20 protein-coding genes are annotated in these 18,205 nt (G+C 64.8%); 13 read left to right on the forward strand and 7 right to left on the reverse strand.

Annotated elements, in window-relative coordinates; all coding sequences use genetic code 11:
- Nucleotides 1-171 precede the first annotated feature (171 nt).
- From ACFJI2_RS25320 to ACFJI2_RS25360, 9 genes are read left to right on the forward strand one after another with little or no spacing between them, the layout of a single operon-like run.
- On the forward strand, nucleotides 172-1,299 hold the full coding sequence (locus ACFJI2_RS25320; protein WP_377702398.1) for an MlaE family ABC transporter permease: 1,128 nt from the start codon (nucleotides 172-174) through the stop codon (nucleotides 1,297-1,299).
- Nucleotides 1,299-2,153, forward strand: coding sequence for an ATP-binding cassette domain-containing protein (locus ACFJI2_RS25325; RefSeq protein ID WP_107869351.1), 855 nt, complete (start codon nucleotides 1,299-1,301; stop codon nucleotides 2,151-2,153). The genes ACFJI2_RS25320 and ACFJI2_RS25325 overlap by 1 nt, the downstream gene beginning before the upstream one ends.
- A gap of 2 nt (nucleotides 2,154-2,155) precedes the next feature.
- Complete coding sequence (locus ACFJI2_RS25330) at nucleotides 2,156-3,097, forward strand: MlaD family protein (protein WP_377702399.1); 942 nt, start codon at nucleotides 2,156-2,158, stop codon at nucleotides 3,095-3,097.
- A gap of 11 nt (nucleotides 3,098-3,108) precedes the next feature.
- On the forward strand, nucleotides 3,109-3,786 hold the full coding sequence (locus ACFJI2_RS25335) for an ABC-type transport auxiliary lipoprotein family protein (protein WP_377702400.1): 678 nt from the start codon (nucleotides 3,109-3,111) through the stop codon (nucleotides 3,784-3,786).
- Between the two features lie 38 nt (nucleotides 3,787-3,824).
- On the forward strand, nucleotides 3,825-4,925 hold the full coding sequence (locus tag ACFJI2_RS25340; RefSeq protein ID WP_377705906.1) for a VanZ family protein: 1,101 nt from the start codon (nucleotides 3,825-3,827) through the stop codon (nucleotides 4,923-4,925).
- A 40-nt stretch (nucleotides 4,926-4,965) separates the two neighbouring features.
- The gene (locus tag ACFJI2_RS25345) at nucleotides 4,966-5,286 is read left to right on the forward strand and encodes a ferredoxin (RefSeq protein WP_107869354.1); all 321 of its coding nucleotides are present in this window, start codon (nucleotides 4,966-4,968) and stop codon (nucleotides 5,284-5,286) included.
- On the forward strand, nucleotides 5,286-5,936 hold the full coding sequence (locus ACFJI2_RS25350) for a serine aminopeptidase domain-containing protein (RefSeq protein WP_107869355.1): 651 nt from the start codon (nucleotides 5,286-5,288) through the stop codon (nucleotides 5,934-5,936). Before ACFJI2_RS25345 ends, ACFJI2_RS25350 begins: the two co-directional genes overlap by 1 nt.
- Before the next feature lie 58 nt (nucleotides 5,937-5,994).
- Nucleotides 5,995-7,143 carry a D-alanyl-D-alanine carboxypeptidase family protein gene (locus tag ACFJI2_RS25355; RefSeq protein ID WP_107869356.1) on the forward strand — a complete coding sequence of 383 codons (1,149 nt, stop codon included), beginning with the start codon at nucleotides 5,995-5,997 and terminating at the stop codon, nucleotides 7,141-7,143.
- Entirely contained in the window at nucleotides 7,143-8,030 is an 888-nt protein-coding gene (locus ACFJI2_RS25360) for an aldo/keto reductase family oxidoreductase (RefSeq protein WP_377702401.1), read from the forward strand. The genes ACFJI2_RS25355 and ACFJI2_RS25360 overlap by 1 nt, the downstream gene beginning before the upstream one ends.
- On the opposite strand, the gene pssA is transcribed toward ACFJI2_RS25360, so the two are convergent.
- The gene (gene pssA / locus ACFJI2_RS25365; RefSeq protein ID WP_377702402.1) at nucleotides 8,027-8,812 is read right to left on the reverse strand and encodes a CDP-diacylglycerol--serine O-phosphatidyltransferase; all 786 of its coding nucleotides are present in this window, start codon (nucleotides 8,810-8,812) and stop codon (nucleotides 8,027-8,029) included. The genes ACFJI2_RS25360 and pssA overlap by 4 nt on opposite strands.
- Before the next feature lie 143 nt (nucleotides 8,813-8,955).
- On the opposite strand from pssA, the gene ACFJI2_RS25370 reads away from it, so the two are divergent.
- Both ACFJI2_RS25370 and ACFJI2_RS25375 read left to right on the forward strand, forming a co-directional pair.
- Complete coding sequence (locus ACFJI2_RS25370) at nucleotides 8,956-9,897, forward strand: CAP domain-containing protein (protein WP_377702403.1); 942 nt, start codon at nucleotides 8,956-8,958, stop codon at nucleotides 9,895-9,897.
- A 70-nt stretch (nucleotides 9,898-9,967) separates the two neighbouring features.
- The gene (locus ACFJI2_RS25375) at nucleotides 9,968-10,603 is read left to right on the forward strand and encodes an Hpt domain-containing protein (RefSeq protein ID WP_377702404.1); all 636 of its coding nucleotides are present in this window, start codon (nucleotides 9,968-9,970) and stop codon (nucleotides 10,601-10,603) included.
- On the opposite strand, the gene ACFJI2_RS25380 is transcribed toward ACFJI2_RS25375, so the two are convergent.
- The 6 genes from ACFJI2_RS25380 to rpmH form a co-directional block, all read right to left on the reverse strand.
- Nucleotides 10,593-10,784 (reverse strand): hypothetical protein, encoded by a 192-nt coding sequence (locus ACFJI2_RS25380; RefSeq protein WP_107869360.1) that lies wholly within the window; start codon nucleotides 10,782-10,784, stop codon nucleotides 10,593-10,595. The two genes, ACFJI2_RS25375 and ACFJI2_RS25380, sit on opposite strands and share 11 nt — an antisense overlap.
- 277 nt (nucleotides 10,785-11,061) lie before the next feature.
- Nucleotides 11,062-12,441, reverse strand: coding sequence for a tRNA uridine-5-carboxymethylaminomethyl(34) synthesis GTPase MnmE (gene mnmE, locus ACFJI2_RS25385; RefSeq protein WP_377702405.1), 1,380 nt, complete (start codon nucleotides 12,439-12,441; stop codon nucleotides 11,062-11,064).
- A gap of 85 nt (nucleotides 12,442-12,526) precedes the next feature.
- Nucleotides 12,527-14,230: a membrane protein insertase YidC gene (gene yidC / locus ACFJI2_RS25390; protein ID WP_377702406.1), complete on the reverse strand. Its 1,704-nt coding sequence runs from the start codon at nucleotides 14,228-14,230 to the stop codon at nucleotides 12,527-12,529.
- Nucleotides 14,231-14,241: 11 nt separating this feature from the next.
- Nucleotides 14,242-14,526: a membrane protein insertion efficiency factor YidD gene (gene yidD / locus ACFJI2_RS25395; protein WP_377702407.1), complete on the reverse strand. Its 285-nt coding sequence runs from the start codon at nucleotides 14,524-14,526 to the stop codon at nucleotides 14,242-14,244.
- Nucleotides 14,523-14,933, reverse strand: a complete 411-nt coding sequence (gene rnpA / locus ACFJI2_RS25400) for a ribonuclease P protein component (RefSeq protein ID WP_377705907.1) — start codon at nucleotides 14,931-14,933, stop codon at nucleotides 14,523-14,525. Before rnpA ends, yidD begins: the two co-directional genes overlap by 4 nt.
- 24 nt (nucleotides 14,934-14,957) lie before the next feature.
- Nucleotides 14,958-15,092, reverse strand: coding sequence for a 50S ribosomal protein L34 (rpmH, locus tag ACFJI2_RS25405; RefSeq protein WP_082551811.1), 135 nt, complete (start codon nucleotides 15,090-15,092; stop codon nucleotides 14,958-14,960).
- A gap of 365 nt (nucleotides 15,093-15,457) precedes the next feature.
- On the opposite strand from rpmH, the gene dnaA reads away from it, so the two are divergent.
- Nucleotides 15,458-16,876, forward strand: a complete 1,419-nt coding sequence (dnaA, locus tag ACFJI2_RS25410) for a chromosomal replication initiator protein DnaA (protein ID WP_029754865.1) — start codon at nucleotides 15,458-15,460, stop codon at nucleotides 16,874-16,876.
- A gap of 178 nt (nucleotides 16,877-17,054) precedes the next feature.
- Nucleotides 17,055-18,161 (forward strand): DNA polymerase III subunit beta, encoded by a 1,107-nt coding sequence (dnaN, locus tag ACFJI2_RS25415; RefSeq protein ID WP_025595675.1) that lies wholly within the window; start codon nucleotides 17,055-17,057, stop codon nucleotides 18,159-18,161.
- The last annotated feature ends 44 nt before the right edge of the window (nucleotides 18,162-18,205 follow it).

Raw genomic sequence — 18,205 nt, forward strand, 5'->3', positions numbered from 1 at the left:
CGGGTTACGGCTGCGCCTAACCCTCCCTACGCCCATCCGCCCCATCCGCCCCATCCGATCCGCTCCCGCTCGGTGCCTCGTAGGGCGGGTTAGCGGAGCGTAACCCGCCAAGCCGCAGCCTCTCTCGTCTACCGGGTGGCGCGGTAGTAGAAAGTCACTTACACTTGAGCCATGCCAACTAACCCCGTGCCCACCCTTACCATCAGCTCCGGCAACGCGCCGGGGGCTACGGTCACGGCCAGCGGCACCTGGCAGGTCCATGCGCTGGCGCACCGCCGGCCGATGCGCGCCATCACGGCCACGCTGAAGCAGCTCAAGGGCAAGACCATGCAATGGGACTTGCGCGCCATCGAGGCGATGGACCATATCGGCGCCCAGTTATTATGGAATGCCTGGGGCAAAACCCGGCCAGCATCCCTGCAACTGGCGCCCGAACACGAGGAATTCTTCAAGCGCCTCGAAAGCACCGGCAAGCTGGAACTCCAGCACCAGCGCAAGCACCGCCTGACGTCCGTGATGAAGCTGGGCTTCGCCATCATGGGCTTCGCCGAGCACCTGATGGGCTTTATCAGCCTGATCGGCCAGGTGACCCAGGATGCCTGGCGCTTCCTGCGCAACCCGATGCGCGGCCCGTGGCGCGAGATTTCGGCCAATGTCTACCATGCCGGCTTCCAGGCGCTGGGCATCACCGCGCTGGTGGGCTTCCTGATCGGCGTGGTGCTGTCCTTCCTGTCGGCGCAGCAGCTGCGCACCTTCGGCGGCGACATCTACCTCGTCAACCTGCTCGGCATGAGCGTGATCCGCGAACTGGGGCCGCTGCTGGCGGCCATTTTGGTGGCGGGCCGCTCCGGGTCGTCCATCACGGCGCAGCTGGGCGTGATGCGCGTGACCGAGGAGCTGGACGCGATGCTGGTAATGGGCATTTCGCACGGCTTCCGCCTGATCCTGCCCAAGGTGATAGCGCTGGCCATATCCATGCCGCTGCTGGTGATCTGGACCGATACCATGGCGCTGATTGGCGGCATGGTGTCGGCCAAGGTGGAGCTGAACCTGTCGTCGCGCTACTTTATCCAGAAGCTGCCGGACGCGGTGCCGCTGGCGAACTACCTGATCGGCCTGCTGAAGGGCGCGGTGTTCGGGGTGCTGATCGCGCTGGTGTCCTGCCACTTCGGCCTGCGCATCCAGCCGAACACGGAGAGCCTGGGACGCGGCACCACCACCGCCGTGGTGACGGCGATTACCGTGGTGATCCTGGCGGACGCGGTGTTCGCCATCGTCTTCAACGGAGTGGGCTACTGATGGACGAGACCCAGCTCCCCGAGGAGAATTGCGGCTGCCCGGAAGGCGAAGGCAAGCTGACGCTGGACGGCAGCGTGCCGGTGGTGCAGATCACCAACCTGCAGACCAAATTCGGCCGCACCGTGGTGCACCAGGACCTGAACCTGGAAATCGAGCAGGGCGAGATCCTGTCCATCGTGGGCGGTTCGGGCACCGGCAAGACGGTGCTGCTGCGCCAGATGCTGGGCCTGGAGCGCCCGACCAAGGGCTGCGTGCGCATCTTCGGCGAGGACATCACCCAGGCCAACGCCGAACACCTGCAGCAGCTGCGCAACCACTGGGGCATGCTGTTCCAGGAAGGCGCGCTGTATTCGGCGCTGACGGTGTTCGAGAACATTGCGCAGCCGATGCGCGAGCTGCGCGTGCTGCCGCCGGACCTGATACGCGACGCCGTGCTGCTGAAGATGAATATGGTGGACCTGGGTCCGGAGCACGCCAACAAGATGCCGTCCGACCTGTCCGGCGGCATGGTCAAGCGCGTGGCGCTGGCGCGCGCGCTGGTGCTGGAGCCCCAGTTGCTGTTCCTGGACGAGCCGACCGCCGGCCTGGACCCGGACCGCTCGGAGAGCTTTGTGAAACTGATTAAATCGCTGCACCGCGAACTGGGACTGACGGTGGTGATGGTGACGCACGACCTGGACACGCTGTTCGCCCTGTCCACCCGCATCGCCGTGCTGGCGGAAAAGCATGTGATCGCCATCGCACCGACGCGCGAGGTGATCAAGGTGGATCATCCCTTCATCAAGGAGTTCTTCCTCGGCGACCGCGGCAAGCGCGCGCTGGCGGCGCTTGATGATACAAAGAGCAAGGAGTAGGCATGGAAAACAGATCGCACGCTTTGATGACGGGCTTTTTCACGATATCGCTGCTGATTGCGGCGGTGCTGTTCGGCGTCTGGTTCAACCGCGACCGCGTGGAGCGTAATCCCTACCTGATCGCCACGCAGCAGTCGATTCCCGGCCTGAACCCGCAGGCGTCGGTGCGCTACCGCGGCCTGGAAGTGGGCAAGGTGGACGGCATCGACTTCGATCCCAAGGTGGCGGGCCAGATCCTGATCAACCTGAGCGTGGACCCGGACACGCCCATCACCAAGACCACCTTTGCCACGCTGGGCTACCAGGGCGTGACCGGCATCGCCTACATCCAGCTGGACGATGAATCGGTCGGCTCGCCGCGCCTGTCCACCAGCAAGAACAATCCAACCCGCATCCCATTGCAGCCCGGCCTGTTCGACCAGCTGGAGAAGCGGGGCAAGGCCATCCTGTCCAAAGCGGAGAAGGTGACGGACGATTTGAGCAACCTGCTCAGCCCCGCCAACCAGAAGGCCATCCTGGGCGCCTTCACCGACGTGAGCGAGACCGCGCGCGAGTACCGCGCGCTGCCCGCGCAGCTCGGCCCGACCTTCGACAAGCTGCCCAAGCTGGTGGAGCAGGCGCAAGGCAGCCTGGCGGCCGTGAACCGGCTGGCGGACGACGCCACCAAGCTGTCGGCCAGCCTGCAGGGGCCGAACGGCGCCATCTCGCGCCTGAACAGCACCGTGGACCGCGTGGGCCTGTCGCTGGAGACGGTGGCCGGCGGCGTGGAACTGGAGACGCTGCCGAACATTAACGCGCTGACCGATGAAACGCGTTCCTCGATGCGCGCCGTGCGCCGCACCATGAACACCTTGAACGACAGGCCGCAAAGCATCCTGTTCGGCGCACCGGACGGCACGCCGGGTCCCGGCGAAGCCGGCTTTACCCCGCCTGCGGCCAAATAAGAAGGAGCATCATGAATTCCAAGCCCGAATCCAGCCTTGCCTCCCCCCTGGCGCGCGCAGCGTCCGCCGCTGCCGCTGCCGCCGCCGCTGCCGCCGCCATGGCGCTGGCCATCGCCGCCACCGGTTGCGCCACCAAGAACCCCGGCAACACGGTCTATGATTTCGGCCCGCTGCCCGCCGCCTCCGCACCCGCCACGCCGGTGCCGGCCTCCGTCGCTCCCGCGCTGGTGGTGGCGGATGTGAACGGCCCCGCCTCGCTGGACAGCAACCGCATGTATTACCGCCTGCTGTACGCGGACGCGCAGCAAGCCCGCCCCTACTCGCAGAACGCGTGGAGCGTAACGCCGCTGCAGCTGCTGACCCAGCGCCTGCGCGCGCGCCTGGCGCAGGCCGGCGTGAAGGTGCTGGCCACCACCGACGCCGCCGTCGGCATGCCGGTGCTGCGCCTGGAAGCGGACGACTTCTCGCAGAATTTCGACAGCCAGACCCGCAGCAGCGGCCAGGTGTCCCTGCGCGCCTCGCTGTTCCGCAACCACCGGCTGATCGACCAGAAGACCTTCATGCGCAGCACCGAAGCCGCCAGCGCCGACGCAGCCGGCGGGGCGCGCGCGCTGGCCGCGTCGTCGGACGCCATCGCAGCGGACATCCTGGCCTGGCTGGCGACGTTGCCGCAGTCATCTCCGCAGTAAAGCGCGTGAGCACGACCGAAACAACAGTCCAGCCCCGCATGCCGTCGCCGGTGGCGCGCGCATCGCTGCTGGCCTATCTGCTGCTGATCGTGTACGCCAGCTGGTTCCCCTTCTCCGGCTGGCTGAACCAGGGCTTGTCGCCGCTGATCTTCCTGGAACACACGGCGATGCCGCGCTACTGGACCAAGTTCGACGCCATCATCAACGTGGTGGGCTATATGCCCTTCGGCGCGCTGGTGGTGTACGCGCTGTATCCGCGCCTGCGCGGCGTGGCCGCCTTCGTGGTCGCCGCCGCGTGCGGAGTGCTGGTGTCCGGCATCATGGAAGCGGTGCAGACCTATCTGCCCAGCCGCGTGTCGTCCAACCTGGACTTCTACACCAACGCCGCCGGCGCCGCCGTGGGCGCGCTGTTCGGCACGCTCACCGTGACCAAGCTGCTGGACGGCAGCCATCTGTACCGCCTGCGCCAGCGCTGGTTCGTGCAGCACACCAGCCAGGGCCTGGTGCTGATGGCCCTGTGGCCGCTGGCGCAGATCTACCCGCAGGGCTTTTTGTTCGGCCACGGCCAATTGCTGCCCATCCTGTCGGACTGGCTGTCCGAACTGCTGGACACCAGCGTGGACCTGGTGGAGCTGGTGCGCCCCGGCGTGGAGCTGACGGTGGAGCAGTACTGGCTGTCCGAAACCATCATCACCGCGTGCGGCATGGTGGGAGCGGGCCTGACCATGCTGTGCCTGATGCGCAAGCACGCGCCGCGCGCCGCCCTGCTGATCGCCCTGGCCAGCGCGGCCATCACCGTGAAGTCGCTGGCCACGGCGCTGCTGTTCTCGCCGGAGAATGCCTTCGTGTGGATCACGCCGGGCGCGCAGGGCGGCTTCCTGATCGGCGCCATCATGCTGGCCGGGCTCGCCTTTGCGCCGCACATGGCGCAGCGGCGGCTGGCAGCGCTGACCTTGCTGCTGAGCCTGCTTATCGTCAACACGACGCCCGTGAATCCCTACTTCCTGTCCACCTTGCAAGGCTGGGTGCAGGGCAAGTTTCTCAACTTCAATGGCGCGGCGCAATTCCTGTCGCTGCTGTGGCCGTTTTTCGCGCTGTGGTTCCTGCTCCTGCCGTCCCACAAGCTCAACCGGCCTTAGGCGGGTATCATTACGCTTGAAACGATTAGCGAGGCTTACCATGAGCGACAACAAACCCTATTTTGAACGTCACGTGTTCTTCTGCATGAACAAACGGGACGACGGCCGCAACAGCTGCGGCGACCACGGCGCGGAGATCGCGCAAAAACACGCGAAAAAGCGCTGCAAGGAACTGGGCATCAACGGCCAGGGCAAGGTGCGCATCAACCAGGCCGGCTGCCTGGACCGCTGCGAAGAAGGCCCGGTGGTGGTGGTGTATCCGGAAGGCACCTGGTACACCTACGTGGACACCACGGATATCGACGAGATCGTCGACAGCCACCTGGTGGGCGGCAAAGTAGTGGAGCGCCTGAAAATATGATGAACAAGACTTCGGAAAAATTCACCCTGCCCGGCGGCGCCGGCCAGATGGAAGGCCTGATCGACATGCCGGCCGGCGCGCCGCGCGGCGTGGCGCTGGTGGCGCATCCGCACCCGCTGTACGGCGGCACCATGGACAACAAAGTGGCCGTGACGCTGATGCGCACCTTCGTCGGCCTGGGCTACGTGGTGGCGCGCATCAACTTCCGCGGCGTGGGCGCTTCGGAAGGCGTGCATGACCACGGCCACGGCGAAACCGACGACATGGGCCTGCTGTACCAGCACATGGTGCAGAAATTCCCGGGCCTGCCGGTGGCGCTGAGCGGCTTTTCCTTCGGCACCTATGTGCAGTCGCAGCTGGCCAAGCGCCTGGCCGAGGCCGGCACGCCTGCCGAGCGCCTGGTCCTGGTGGGGACGGCTGCCAAAAAGTGGGAGCTGGCCGACGTGCCGGCCGACTCCATCCTGATCCACGGCGAGAACGACGACACCATCCCGCTGCAGGACGTGTTCGAGTGGGCGCGCCCGCAGGACATCCCCGTGCTGGTGATCCCCGGCGCCGACCATTTCTTCCACCGCAAGCTGGGCCATATCAAGACCTGGGTCTCGGCGCTGTGGAATTCCGGCCAGAAGGACGCCGAAGAGGCGGCCTGAGGCCTATAATGTCCCGCATTCGCTTTTTACACCCACTGCACACACTGCATTCAGACACATGAAAAAATACCTCGCGGCACTCGCTACCAGCGTGCTGTTCATGACCTCCGCCGTTGCGCAAACCCTGCCTGCTCCGACCATCGCCGCCAAGTCCTGGCTGCTGCTGGACATGACCAGCGGCCAGATCATCGCCTCGCAAGACCCGAATATGCGTGTCGAGCCGGCTTCGCTGACCAAGATCATGACCGCTTACCTGACCTTCCAGGCCCTGCGCGACAAGAAGATCGACATCAACCAGAAGGTGAACGTGTCGGTGCGCGCCTGGAAAGTGGATTCGAGCAGCTCGAAGATGTTCATCGACCCTGCCGTTCCGGTCTCCATCAACGACCTGCTGCACGGCTTGATGGTGCAATCGGGCAATGACGCCGCCGTGGCGCTGGCCGAAGCCGTGGCCGGCGACGAGGGCACTTTCGTCACCCTGATGAACCGCGAAGCGCAGCGCATGGGCCTGACCCAGACCCGCTTCGCCAACCCGCACGGCCTGCCCAGCCCGGAAAACTATTCCACGGCGCAGGACCTGTCCACGCTGGCCAAGCGCGTGATCGCCGACTACCCCGAGTTCTACAAGATCGACTCGATCAAGAGCTTCACCTACAACAAGATCACCCAGCCTAACCGCAACCGCCTGCTGTGGCTGGACCCGACCGTGGACGGCATGAAAACCGGCCACACCGAAGCGGCCGGCTATTGCATGATCGCGTCGGCGCACCGCCCGAACGGCAACTTCGGCGAGCGCCGCCTGATTTCCGTGGTGCTGGGCACCGCCTCCGACGGCGCGCGCACGGCCGAAAGCCAGAAGCTGCTGAACTGGGGCTTCCAGAATTTCGACACGGTACGCCTGTACAGCAAGGGTCAAGCCATCGATACGCCTGAAATCTGGAAAGGCTCGTCCAACAAGGTGAAGATCGGCTTCGCGCAGGACGTGCTGGTGACGGTGCCGAAAGGCGTGGCCGGCAAGATGAAGCCGGTGCTGGAGCGCAAGGACCCGCTGGTGGCGCCGCTCGCCGAGAACACCCGCGTCGGTTCGCTGAAGATGATGGTGGATGGCAAGCCGCTGCTGGAACTGCCGGTGGTGGCGCTGGAAGGCGTGCCCCAAGCATCCATCTTCGGCCGCGCCTGGGACTCCGTGCGCCTGTGGCTGAAATAATGACGGCGCGCGCAGACGGACTGGCGCTGTCGCGCATCGTGGCGGGCATGTGGCGCATGAGCGAGTGGGACATGGCGCCGCAGCAGCGCCTGGCCTTCATCGAGCAGTGCCTGGAGCTGGGCGTGACCAGCTTCGACCATGCCGACATCTACGGCGGCTACGGCGTGGAAGCGCTGTTCGGCGAAGCGCTGGCCCTGAAGCCGGCGCTGCGCGAACGGATGCAGATCGTGAGCAAGTGCGGCATCAAGCTGCTGTCGCCGAACCGTCCCGGGCACACCATCCAGCATTACGACACCACGGCGGCGCACATCACCGCTTCGGTGGAGAATTCGCTGCGCCAGTTGCGCACGGATTACCTGGACCTGCTGCTGATCCACCGTCCCGACCCGCTGATGGACTTCGACGAGATGGCCGCCACCTTCACGCGCTTGCGCGGCGAAGGCAAGGTGAGGCATTTCGGCGTGTCCAACTTCAGCCGCCACCAGTTCGAGGCGCTGAACCGGCGCATCGCGCTGGCGACCAACCAGGTTGAATTCTCGCCGCTGCACCTGGCCCCGATGTTCGACGAAACCTTCGACGGCCTGCAGGACCTGGGCGTGGCGCCGATGATCTGGTCGCCCTTGGGCGGCGGCCGCCTGTTCAGCGGCGGCGACGCGGCCGGCGAGCGCTTGCGCGCCGTGATCCAGCAGGTGGCGGACGAGGTCCTGCGCCCGTTCGCCTCCGTGGTGTTCGCGTGGATCATGCAGCTGCCGTGCAAGCCGGTGCCGCTGACCGGCTCGGGCCGCATCGCGGCAATCGAAGAAGCAGTGCAGGCGACGCAGTTCACCCTGAGCCGCCAGCAATGGTTCGAAATCCTGCGCGCCGCGCGCGGCCACGAAGTGGCTTAAAGCTTTTCGTCGTCGTAGACGGCTGGCGGCGCAATGCCGGTCCAGCCGGATTTCCAGGCCAGGTTCAACGCCAGCGTCAACGCCACGTACACGGCAAAGAACAGCGCAAAGAAGGCCGTGGTCAGCCACAGCAGCAGGCCTATGCACACCAGCAGCGCCGCCAGCGCGCCCCAGCTCTTCTTCTGCTTGGAGCTGGGGAAGCGGATGGTGGACACCATCAATCCGCCCACCGCAAACAGCAGCACCACGATCAACCCCGCGTGCTCGAGCGTGCGGGCCGGTTCAGGCCACGCCACCACCACCGAAGCCACGCAAGCCGCGCCGGCCGTGATCGGCATGCCGACGAAATAGCGCGGATCGGTGCGGCCCACGTTCACATTGAAGCGCGCCAGGCGCAGCGCGCCGCAGGCCACGAAAATAAAGCTGGCAATGCCGCCCATGCGCAGCAAGGTGCCGTGCTCATGCCCCAGCAGCACGAAGCCGTAGCAATACAGCAGCACGGCCGGCGCGCAGCCGAAGTTCATCACGTCCGCAATCGAATCGAGCTGCACGCCGAACTCGGAACTGGTGCCGGTGGCGCGCGCCACGAAGCCGTCCAGCGCGTCGAACACACCGGCCAGCACCAGCAGCACCGCAGCCATCTGGTAATCCTGCGCGCTGCCGATATAGGCGTTGTCGACCGAGATGACGATGCTGCCGAAACCGCAGGCGATCGACAGCAGGGTGACAAAGCTGGGCAGGGCGAATTTGGCGCGGTGCAGGCGCTGCTTGGTTCGGGTCATCTGGAAATATTGCCAATGAAGTTAAGCGGCTATTTTACCGCGCCTGCCGCCGGAATCTGACGCGGCTCAACTTTAGCGGTGCGAGCGTGGCGTCAGCGCGCCTTGTTTTCGCATAGAATTGAATCACTGCAATAGGAGTCGCCATGAACATTTCCACCCCGAGCAAAGTATCCGTGCTGGCCGCCGTCATGGCCGCCCTGCTGGCGGCCTGCGGCGGAGGCGGCGGTTCGTCCACCGTTGCCAGCACGCCGCCTGCCGTTACCGTCCCTGCCGAACCCGGCGCGCCCGGCGCCACCGGCGACGCGGCGCTGGACGGTTATAACTGGATCAACTACCGCCGCCAGCAGGCCGGCCTGGCGGCGATGTCGCGCAACGCCCGCATCGACACGGCCGCGCTGGGCCATTCCAACTACCAGCGCCAGAACAACACCGTCACGCACACGCAGACCAGCGGCATGCCCGGCTTTACCGGCGCCACGCTGGCGGACCGGCTGCGCAATGCCGGCTACGCGCTGGTGGGGCCGTTCGCCTACGGCGAGGTGATTTCCGCAGCGTCCGACCCGTCCGGCTTCTACCACGCCGAGGAACTGATTGGCGCCATCTACCACCGCTTCGTGATCCTGGAGCCGGTGTTCCGCGAGGCCGGCACCGGCGTTGCGACCGGCAACGGCTACACCTATTTCACGGCCGACTTCGCCACCAGTTCCGGCTACGGCGCCGGCGTCGGGCGCGGCAACCTGGCGGTCTACCCGCCGCCCAACCAGACCCGCGTGCCGCTGAACTTCTTCAGCGACACCGAATCGCCGGACCCGGTGCCGAACCAGAACGAGGTGGGCTATCCGATCAGCGTGCAGGGCGATATTTCCGCCGTGCTGAACGTGCAGACCTTTACCGTGCGCCCGCGCGGCGGCGCCGACCTGCCGGTGCGCCTGATGACGCACGCCAGCGACCATGAAACGCCGGTGGCGGCAGCCGCCATCGTGCCGCTCAGCGTGCTCAAGACCGGCACGACCTACGACGTCACCTTCACCGGCACGGTGGACGGCGTAACGGCGAACCGCAGCTGGTCGTTCACTACCAAATAGAATATGTTGCGATAAACCAACTATCGCAAGCTCTGTTATTGTGATGTATTCGACATCACCCGTTATCGCAATGACAGCGCAGCACACCCTCAATACCGGCGAAGGACTGGAGCGGCTGGTTGGCGACGCCAGCCTGTACCGCCAGCTGCTGCTGCGCTTCCGCAAGGATTACGAACCGGCCGTGGCGCAGATGCGCCAGCTGCTGGCCGGCGGCGCGCAGGACGAGGCGCAGCGCAAGGCGCACAGCCTGAAAGGCGCGGCCGGCATGATAGGCGCGCAGCAGCTGCACCACCTGGCGGGCATGACGGAAGCGGGACTGCTGGCGTCCGGCGCGGCGCAGGCGGAGCGGGTGGCGGGACTGGATGTGCTGCAGGCGGCCATGGACAATGTGTTGCTCGCCATCGCGGCCCACCTTGGCGATACGGATGCCATGGACAGCGGCGGCGCCGCGCTGCGGGAATCAGCGCAGGCCGGAGCCGGCGATGCGCAGGCGCGCATGCAGGACCGCGCGCTGGTGGCGCGCCTGGCGCGCTTGCTGGACGAGGGGAATGGCGAAGCGATCGATGTGCTGGAACAGTCGGCCACGGCACTGGCGGCCAGCCTGGGTGTGGCGGTATTTCAGGAAGTGGCCGCAGCGGCCCACGAATTCGATTTCGAGGCGGCGCTGGCAGCGCTGGCGCAGACGGGCTTCACGCTCAGCGCGTAAATTCGGCTTCTTCGTCGAACGCGTCGTGGCATTCCTTGCCGCAGAAGCGGCGCACGCTGTCGAGCGGTTTTTCGCAATACCAGCACGAGCCTTTTGGCGGCAGCGTTTGCCGCGTGTAGACAGGCGCGGCGGGCGGCATGGCGCCCACGTCTTCAGGCAGTTGGTTCTGTAGCGATTCCACGGCATCCCCTTTCCAGGCACACTTTACGGCGTACAACCAGCATACTTGCGTGCAATTCTTGCGGCATGAGCAGGATCAACAAGCCCCGCATCCTGCCGCTTTTTTCGGCACTGTTCGCAACAATAATAGCAGGATTGCCGAAGCGCCACTGTCAGGTTTACGTGCGTTCCCGCACCAAAAAACACAAAAAAATCGGGTGCCGCGAGTGAAGAAAAATTTTTAAATGGAAAGCCTTGCGGCGATAGTATGGGAGACCCGGACGGGCCTCCCGGCGTGCTTATTTGCCGATGCAGAAGCGGCCGAAGATGACGCCCAGCAGGTCGTCCGAGGAGAAGGCGCCGGTGATGCTGGAGAGCTGGGCCTGGGCCAGGCGCAGCTCTTCGGCGAACAGGTCCAGCGACTGGTCGCTGACGGCGGCGTGCTCGCCGGCCAGGGCCAGGTGCTTGCCGGCCGACTTGAGCGCGATCAGGTGGCGCTCGCGCGCCAGGTACAGCGATTCGCCGGTCTGCTGCCAGCCGGCGATGCGCAGCAGCTCGGCGCGCAGCAGGTCGATGCCGATGTGCTCGTGGGCCGACAGGTAGACGTGGGTGGCGTCTTCCATCGCGTCCACGCCGGGCTTGTGGCCGGACAGGTCGATCTTGTTCCAGATGCGCAGCACCGGCACGCCGGCCGGGAAGTTGGCGACGATGGATTCGTCCGCGCGCGAGGGGCCGTGGTCGGCGTCCAGCAGGTGCAGGATGACGTCGGCCTTTTCCACTTCGCCCCAGGTGCGCTCGATGCCGATGCGCTCGACCACGTCCACGTCCTCGTCCTTGCGGCGGATGCCGGCGGTGTCGATGATGTTGAGCGGGATGCCTTCGATCTGGATGGTTTCGCTGACCTTGTCGCGCGTGGTGCCGGCGATCGGCGTGACGATGGCGACGTCGGAGCCGGCCAGCGCGTTCAGCAGCGAGGACTTGCCCACGTTGGGCTGGCCCACCAGTACCACGTTCAGGCCTTCGCGCAGCAGCGCGCCTTGCGCGGCCTGGCGGAACACGGTGTCCAGCGCTTCCACGATGCCGCTGAGCTGGCCGCGCGCGTCGGACTTTTCCAGGAAGTCGATTTCTTCTTCGGGGAAGTCCAGCGTGGCTTCGACCAGCATGCGCAGGTTGGTAACGCGCTCGACCAGGGCGTGGATGGTTTTCGAGAACGCGCCGGACAGGGACTGCGAGGCGGACTTGGCGGCCGCCTCGGTGGAGGCGTCGATCAGGTCGGCCACGGCTTCGGCTTGCGCCAGGTCCAGCTTGTCGTTCAGGTAGGCGCGGCGGGTGAACTCGCCCGGCTCGGCCAGGCGCAGGCCGAAGGGCTGGCCCGCTTCCAGCACGCGCGCCAGCAGCATCTGCAGCACCACGGGGCCGCCGTGGCCTTGCAGCTCGAGCACGTCTTCCCCGGTGTAGGAGTGCGGTCCCTTGAAGTGGATGGCGATGCCCTGGTCGATGACGGTGCCGTCGGCCTGCTTGAAGGGAATGTAGGTGGCGTGGCGCGGCTGCAACGCGGTGGCGCCGAACAGGGCTTCGATCAGGCCTTTGAGGTTCTTGCCGGAGGCGCGGACCACGCCGATGCCGCCGCGGCCAGGGGCGGTGGCGATGGCGGCGATGGGGGAGGTGTCGAGTTTCATGGGACCATTTTATTAAAAAAGGCCCGTGGGAACACGGGCCTTTGGTGCAGATAGCGCATCGGCGCAGCTTGGCGCCGTCCGGGAATTATTTGGCCTCGGCAGGCGCGAATTTCTTGGTGATGACGTACTGCTGACCGATCGACAGCACGTTGTTCACCACCCAGTACAGCACCAGGCCGGACGGGAAGAAGAAGAACATGACCGAGAAGGCCAGCGGCATGAACAGCATCATTTTCGCTTGCATCGGGTCGGCAGGCGCGGGGTTCAGCTTGGTGGTGATGTACATGGAGATGGCGTACAGCACCGGCAGGATGAACCATGGGTCCGGCTGCGTCAGGTCGGTAATCCAGCCCACCCACGGCGCGCCGCGCATTTCAACCGAGGCGTTCAGCACCCAGTACAGGGCGATGAAGACCGGCATCTGCACCAGGATGGGCAGGCAGCCGCCCAGCGGGTTGATCTTTTCGGTCTTGTACAGCTCCATCATGGCCTGGTTCATCTTCTGCGGATCGCCCTTGTGGCGCTCGCGGATGGCGGTCATCTTCGGCGTGACCACCTTCATGCGCGCCATGCTGCGGTAGCCGGCAGCCGACAGCGGGAAGAACAGCAGCTTGATCAGGATGGTGAAGACAATGATGGTCCAGCCCCAGTTGTGCAGGATGGCGTACAGCTGTTCCATGACCCAGTACATCGGCTTGGCCAGGATGGTCAGCATGCCGTAGTCCTTCACCAGGTCCAGGCCAGGCGCGACTTTTTCCAGCGCCTTCTCGTCCTGCGGACCGGAGTACAGCTTGGCCGTGTTGGAGATGGTGGCGCCCGGTGCCAGCGTGCCCAGCGGCTGCAGCACGCCGATGGCGTAGGTGTTCGGGGCCAGCTTCTTGGTGAAGATCTCGCGCGCCAGCTTGTCCTGCGGCACGAAGGCGGACACGAAGAAGTGCTGCGAGATGGCGACCCAGCCGCTGTCGGCTTTCTCGGCGTGGCCAGGGTCCAGCTTCACGGCCGGGTTTTCCTTCTGCTTGGCGTCGTGCTTCTCGATGCCTTCGAAGGTCAGCTTCTTGTACTTGTCGCCCGGGGTGTACATGGTGGGACCGGTGAAGCTGCTGTTGAACCAGGTGTCGCCTTCCGGCTTGTTGCCGTCGTGCACCAGCTGCAGGTAGAGCTGCGGCTCGACCGGCGCGGCGCCGGTGTTGGTGACGTCGTGGCGCACGTCGATGGTGTAGTCGCCGCGCTTGAAGGTGAAGGTCTTCACCAGCTTGACGCCGCCCTGCTCCGCCTCCAGCACCAGTTGCACCTGGTTGCCGTCGGCCAGCGCGCGCGCGCCCGGCTTGGCGGTGAAGCCGGTGGTGTGGTTGGGCAGGCCCACGCCGCCCACCAGGCCGGTCTGCGCCAGGTAGGTGTTCTTGTCGCCCTTCTGGAACAGCACCTGGTTCTTCTTGGCGTCGATCTTGTCGTGGTGCTTGAGCAGCTCCAGGCGCACCAGCTCGCCGCCCAGGGTGTCGATGTCGGCTTTCACCACGTCGGTGGTGATGGTGATGACTTCGCGCTTGAACGGCGCGGCCTCGGCAGCGCCGGGAGTGCCCGGCTGGCCGACGGCGGCCGCTGCGGTGGCGGCGGCCACGGCGGTGGCCGAGGCCGGCACGCCGGACTTGGCGGTGGCGGCGGCCGATGCGGCCGGCGGCGCCGGCGAGAACATCGACGGCTTGCCGGTCGAGACCATCCAGTTATTCCACAGGATGACCAGCGAGACAGCGAACACGATCCACAAAATGGTACGTTTATTGATATCCATTACGGTATTTATCAGGTGTGGTTGCAACCGCAAGCGGTCGGGGAATTCTTGGCTGGGACGGGATCGAGCCCGCCCGCATTCCAGGGATGGCAGCGGCACACGCGGCGCGCCGCCAGCCAGCTGCCGCGCCCGGCGCCGTGGACGCGGATGGCTTCCAGGGCGTAGTTCGAGCAGCTGGGATAGAAACGGCAACGCGGCCCCAGCATGGGGCTGATGGCCAGCTGGTAAATGCGCAGCAGCAGGGTGAGCAGCTTGCTTGCCGCCGCGCTCATCAGCTTGATGGTCTGCCGGATCATTTGGCGGGCCGGGCTTTGTTCTGCGACGCGAACAGGCGCGTGAGCTCCTGCCGCAGTTCCGCCTTGAGCCTGGCCGTGGTGGCCGGGCCGTCCTTGCTGTTGACCGGGCGGGACAGGCGCACCACGCAGTCGATAGGGGGCAGGCCGGTCACGCGGAACAGTTCGCGGGTGACGCGTTTGATGGTGTTGCGCGTGACGGCGCGCGGCGCAAAACGCTTGGCCACCACGACGCCCAGCCGCGCATGCGGCAACTGGTTGGGTCGGGTGTACAGGACGAAGTGCGCGCTTTTTTGCGCGGGGCGCAAACGAAAAACGGATGAAAATTCATCCGTTTTAACGATGCGCCGAGCGCGTGCGAAGTCGTGTGAACCTTCGCCTGTCGAGCCGTTTGAAGGACAGCTTTCCACGCGATCAGCTAACAAGCGTGTGGCTTATACAGCCAGACGCTTGCGGCCCTTGCCGCGGCGTGCGTTCAGAACTGCGCGGCCGCCACGGGTAGCCATACGTGCGCGGAAGCCGTGGGTACGCTTACGGCGTACGACGGAAGGTTGGTAAGTACGTTTCATGTTGGTCTCGCTGAAAAAGCAAAAAAATACGGAATCGAGGCGCTAAGGCTTCGTCAATTATTGGTGCCAATGACATTTCGCGCACTTATGCCGTCCGGCACAAGCTGGGTCCATCTCATCGCCCGCTTCAATCCACGCTTACTCCATATTGTGGTTTAAACACGGCATACGGGCGGGGAACCCTGAATTATCGGCATTTCGGTCCCCGTTGTCAACATACGGCGCAGCCTTTCGGCGCCGCCGGGCGCTGGGCGCATGCAAATTTTCGCTTCATGCCTGTGGATAACTTTGGACTTCGCGGGTAGAATAGCGCGTTACGCGTGGCGATTCGAACGCTCGTGCGCACCCTTACAGATAGACGATTCATGGAAAATTTCTGGCAGACCTGTTCCGCTCAACTGGAGCTGGAGCTGACGCCGCAACAATTCAGTGCCTGGATTAAGCCGCTGGTGCCCCTCGACTACGAGGATGGCAAGCTGCGCGTTGCTGCGCCCAACCGCTTCAAGCTCGATTGGGTGAAGTCCCAGTTCGCCAGCCGCATCACCGCCCTCGCTTGCCAGTACTGGGAAGCGCCGACCGAAGTGCAGTTCGTGCTGGACCCGCGCCTGAACGCGGCGAAGAAGCCGGTGGCCACGTCCAGCGCCGGCATCATCCACAGCAGTGCGCCGTCGGTGCCGGACATGAGCGCCCAGCGCGCCAGCGACCAAGCCGCCGCCAGCCCGGGCTCGCCCGAGTACAACATCGGCAATTCGCCGCGCCGCGAGCAGAGCCGCGTGAACACGGACCTGACCTTCGACAGCTTCGTGACCGGCAAGGCCAACCAGCTGGCGCGCGCCGCCGCCATCCAGGTGGCCAACAACCCGGGCGTTTCCTACAACCCGCTGTTCTTCTACGGCGGCGTCGGCCTGGGCAAGACCCACCTGATCCATGCGATCGGCAACCAGGTGATGGCCGACCAGCCGGGCGCGCGCATCCGCTACATCCACGCGGAGCAGTACGTGCGCGACGTCGTGACCGCCTACCAGCGCAAGGGCTTCGACGACTTCAAGCATTACTACCACTCGCTGGACATGCTGCTGATCGACGATATTCAGTTCTTCGGCGGCAAGAGCCGTACCCAAGAGGAATTCTTCTACGCGTTCGAAGCGCTGATCGCGGCCAAGAAGCAGATCATCATCACCTCGGATACCTATCCGAAGGAGATTACCGGCATGGACGACCGCCTGATCTCGCGCTTCGACTCCGGCCTGACGGTGGCCATCGAGCCGCCGGAACTGGAAATGCGGGTGGCCATCCTGCTGAAGAAGGCGAAGCAGGAAGGCGTGACCTTCTCGGACGACGTGGCCTTCTTCGTGGCCAAGCACCTGCGCTCGAACGTGCGCGAGCTGGAAGGCGCGCTGCGCAAGATCCTGGCGTACTCGCGTTTCCACGGCAAGGACATCACGATCGACATCGTGAAGGAAGCGCTGAAGGACTTGCTGTCGGTGCAGAACCGCCAGATTTCGGTGGAAAACATCCAGAAGACGGTGGCGGACTTCTTCAACATCAAGGTGGCGGACATGTATTCGAAGCGCCGCCCCGCCAACATCGCCCGCCCGCGCCAGATCGCGATGTACCTGGCCAAGGAATTGACGCAGAAGAGCCTGCCGGAAATCGGCGAGCTGTTCGGCGGCCGCGACCACACCACCGTGCTGCACGCGGTGCGCAAGATCGCCCTGGACCGCACCAAGAATCCGGAGTGCAATCACGAGTTGCACGTGCTGGAGCAGACGCTGAAGGGCTAGCGGTGCGGCGGGTTACGGCTGCGCCTGACCCGCCCTACGGCCTTCTACAGGGGAATCGTAGGGCGGGTTAGCGCGGAGCGCGTAACCCGCCAAGCCGCCCCAAAGCACCGGTTTGCCATTAAAATCAGGCAAGCCCAGCAACAAGTTTGTATCGTTAATTTTTATATTGAGGATAAATATGCAATTGGTCAAAACCACCCGAGATACGCTACTTCGGCCACTGCAGATCGTGAGCGGTATTGTCGAGCGTCGGCACACTATGCCGATTCTGGCCAATATCCTCATCCGCAAGGACGGCGAGAGCGTGTCTTTCCTGTCGACCGACACCGAAGTGCAGATCACGACCAACGCCGCCATCGGTTCCGGCGCCGACGTGACCGGCACCACCGTGGCCGCGCGCAAGCTGCTGGACATCCTGCGCGCCCTGCCCGAGTCCGGCGACGTGACGATGACGCTGCTGAACAAGCGCCTGACCGTGCAAACCGGCAAGAGCCGCTTCGCCCTGCAAACCCTGGCCGCCGAAGAATTCCCCACCGTGCAGGAAGCCGAAAGCTACAACGCCTCCTTCACCCTGCCGCAAAAAACGCTGAAGCACCTGTTCAACATGGTGCACTTCTCGATGGCGCAGCAGGACATCCGCTACTACCTGAACGGCCTGCTGCTGGTTCTGGACGGCAAGAACGTGATCGCCGTGGCCACCGACGGCCACCGCCTGGCCTTCTGCCAGGTGGAAACCGAGCAAGCGTTCGAGCGCCAGGAAGTCATCATCCCGCGCAAGACCATCATTGAACTGCAGCGCCTGCTGGAAGAGAACGACGAGCCGGTGCAGCTGGACATCGCCGCCAACCAGGTGAAACTGACCTTTGCCGACATCGAACTGATTTCGAAGCTGGTGGAAGGCAAGTTCCCGGACTACACGCGCGTGATCCCGAAGGGCTACACCAACGACTTCACCATCGGCCGCGACGAGCTGCTGCGCTCGCTGCAGCGCGCCGCCATCATGACCAGCGACAAGTTCAAGGGTGTGCGCTGCATCATCACCCCGGGCAGCCTGAAGATCAGCTCCACCAATGCCGACCAGGAAGAGGCAGTGGAAGAGCTGGAGATCGATTACGGCGGCGCGAGCGTGGACATCGGCTTCAACGTGACCTACCTGCTGGACGTGCTGAACAACCTGAAGTGCGACCAGATCAACATCGCCCTGGGCGATTCGAACTCGTCCGCGCTGATTTCCATTCCAGACAACGCCGACTTCAAGTACGTGGTCATGCCGATGCGCATCTAAGAGCGGCGGGTTACGGCGCTATGCGCCTAACCCGCCCTACGACG

Origin of the sequence: Pseudoduganella sp. UC29_71, assembly GCF_042693265.1 — a bacterium.
In the GTDB taxonomy this organism is placed as follows: domain Bacteria; phylum Pseudomonadota; class Gammaproteobacteria; order Burkholderiales; family Burkholderiaceae_D; genus Rugamonas.

Excerpts from the sequence above, each read along its gene's own strand:
- ACFJI2_RS25320 (WP_377702398.1), top strand. The coding sequence starts at position 172 with ATGCCAACTAACCCCGTGCCCACCCTTACCATCAGCTCCGGCAACGCG.
- ACFJI2_RS25325 (WP_107869351.1), top strand. The coding sequence starts at position 1,299 with ATGGACGAGACCCAGCTCCCCGAGGAGAATTGCGGCTGCCCGGAAGGC.
- ACFJI2_RS25330 (WP_377702399.1), top strand. The coding sequence starts at position 2,156 with ATGGAAAACAGATCGCACGCTTTGATGACGGGCTTTTTCACGATATCG.
- ACFJI2_RS25335 (WP_377702400.1), top strand. The coding sequence starts at position 3,109 with ATGAATTCCAAGCCCGAATCCAGCCTTGCCTCCCCCCTGGCGCGCGCA.
- ACFJI2_RS25340 (WP_377705906.1), top strand. The coding sequence starts at position 3,825 with ATGCCGTCGCCGGTGGCGCGCGCATCGCTGCTGGCCTATCTGCTGCTG.
- ACFJI2_RS25345 (WP_107869354.1), top strand. The coding sequence starts at position 4,966 with ATGAGCGACAACAAACCCTATTTTGAACGTCACGTGTTCTTCTGCATG.
- ACFJI2_RS25350 (WP_107869355.1), top strand. The coding sequence starts at position 5,286 with ATGAACAAGACTTCGGAAAAATTCACCCTGCCCGGCGGCGCCGGCCAG.
- ACFJI2_RS25355 (WP_107869356.1), top strand. The coding sequence starts at position 5,995 with ATGAAAAAATACCTCGCGGCACTCGCTACCAGCGTGCTGTTCATGACC.
- ACFJI2_RS25360 (WP_377702401.1), top strand. The coding sequence starts at position 7,143 with ATGACGGCGCGCGCAGACGGACTGGCGCTGTCGCGCATCGTGGCGGGC.
- pssA (WP_377702402.1), bottom strand. The coding sequence starts at position 8,812 with ATGACCCGAACCAAGCAGCGCCTGCACCGCGCCAAATTCGCCCTGCCC.
- ACFJI2_RS25370 (WP_377702403.1), top strand. The coding sequence starts at position 8,956 with ATGAACATTTCCACCCCGAGCAAAGTATCCGTGCTGGCCGCCGTCATG.
- ACFJI2_RS25375 (WP_377702404.1), top strand. The coding sequence starts at position 9,968 with ATGACAGCGCAGCACACCCTCAATACCGGCGAAGGACTGGAGCGGCTG.
- mnmE (WP_377702405.1), bottom strand. The coding sequence starts at position 12,441 with ATGAAACTCGACACCTCCCCCATCGCCGCCATCGCCACCGCCCCTGGC.
- yidC (WP_377702406.1), bottom strand. The coding sequence starts at position 14,230 with ATGGATATCAATAAACGTACCATTTTGTGGATCGTGTTCGCTGTCTCG.
- yidD (WP_377702407.1), bottom strand. The coding sequence starts at position 14,526 with ATGATCCGGCAGACCATCAAGCTGATGAGCGCGGCGGCAAGCAAGCTG.
- rpmH (WP_082551811.1), bottom strand. The coding sequence starts at position 15,092 with ATGAAACGTACTTACCAACCTTCCGTCGTACGCCGTAAGCGTACCCAC.
- dnaA (WP_029754865.1), top strand. The coding sequence starts at position 15,458 with ATGGAAAATTTCTGGCAGACCTGTTCCGCTCAACTGGAGCTGGAGCTG.
- dnaN (WP_025595675.1), top strand. The coding sequence starts at position 17,055 with ATGCAATTGGTCAAAACCACCCGAGATACGCTACTTCGGCCACTGCAG.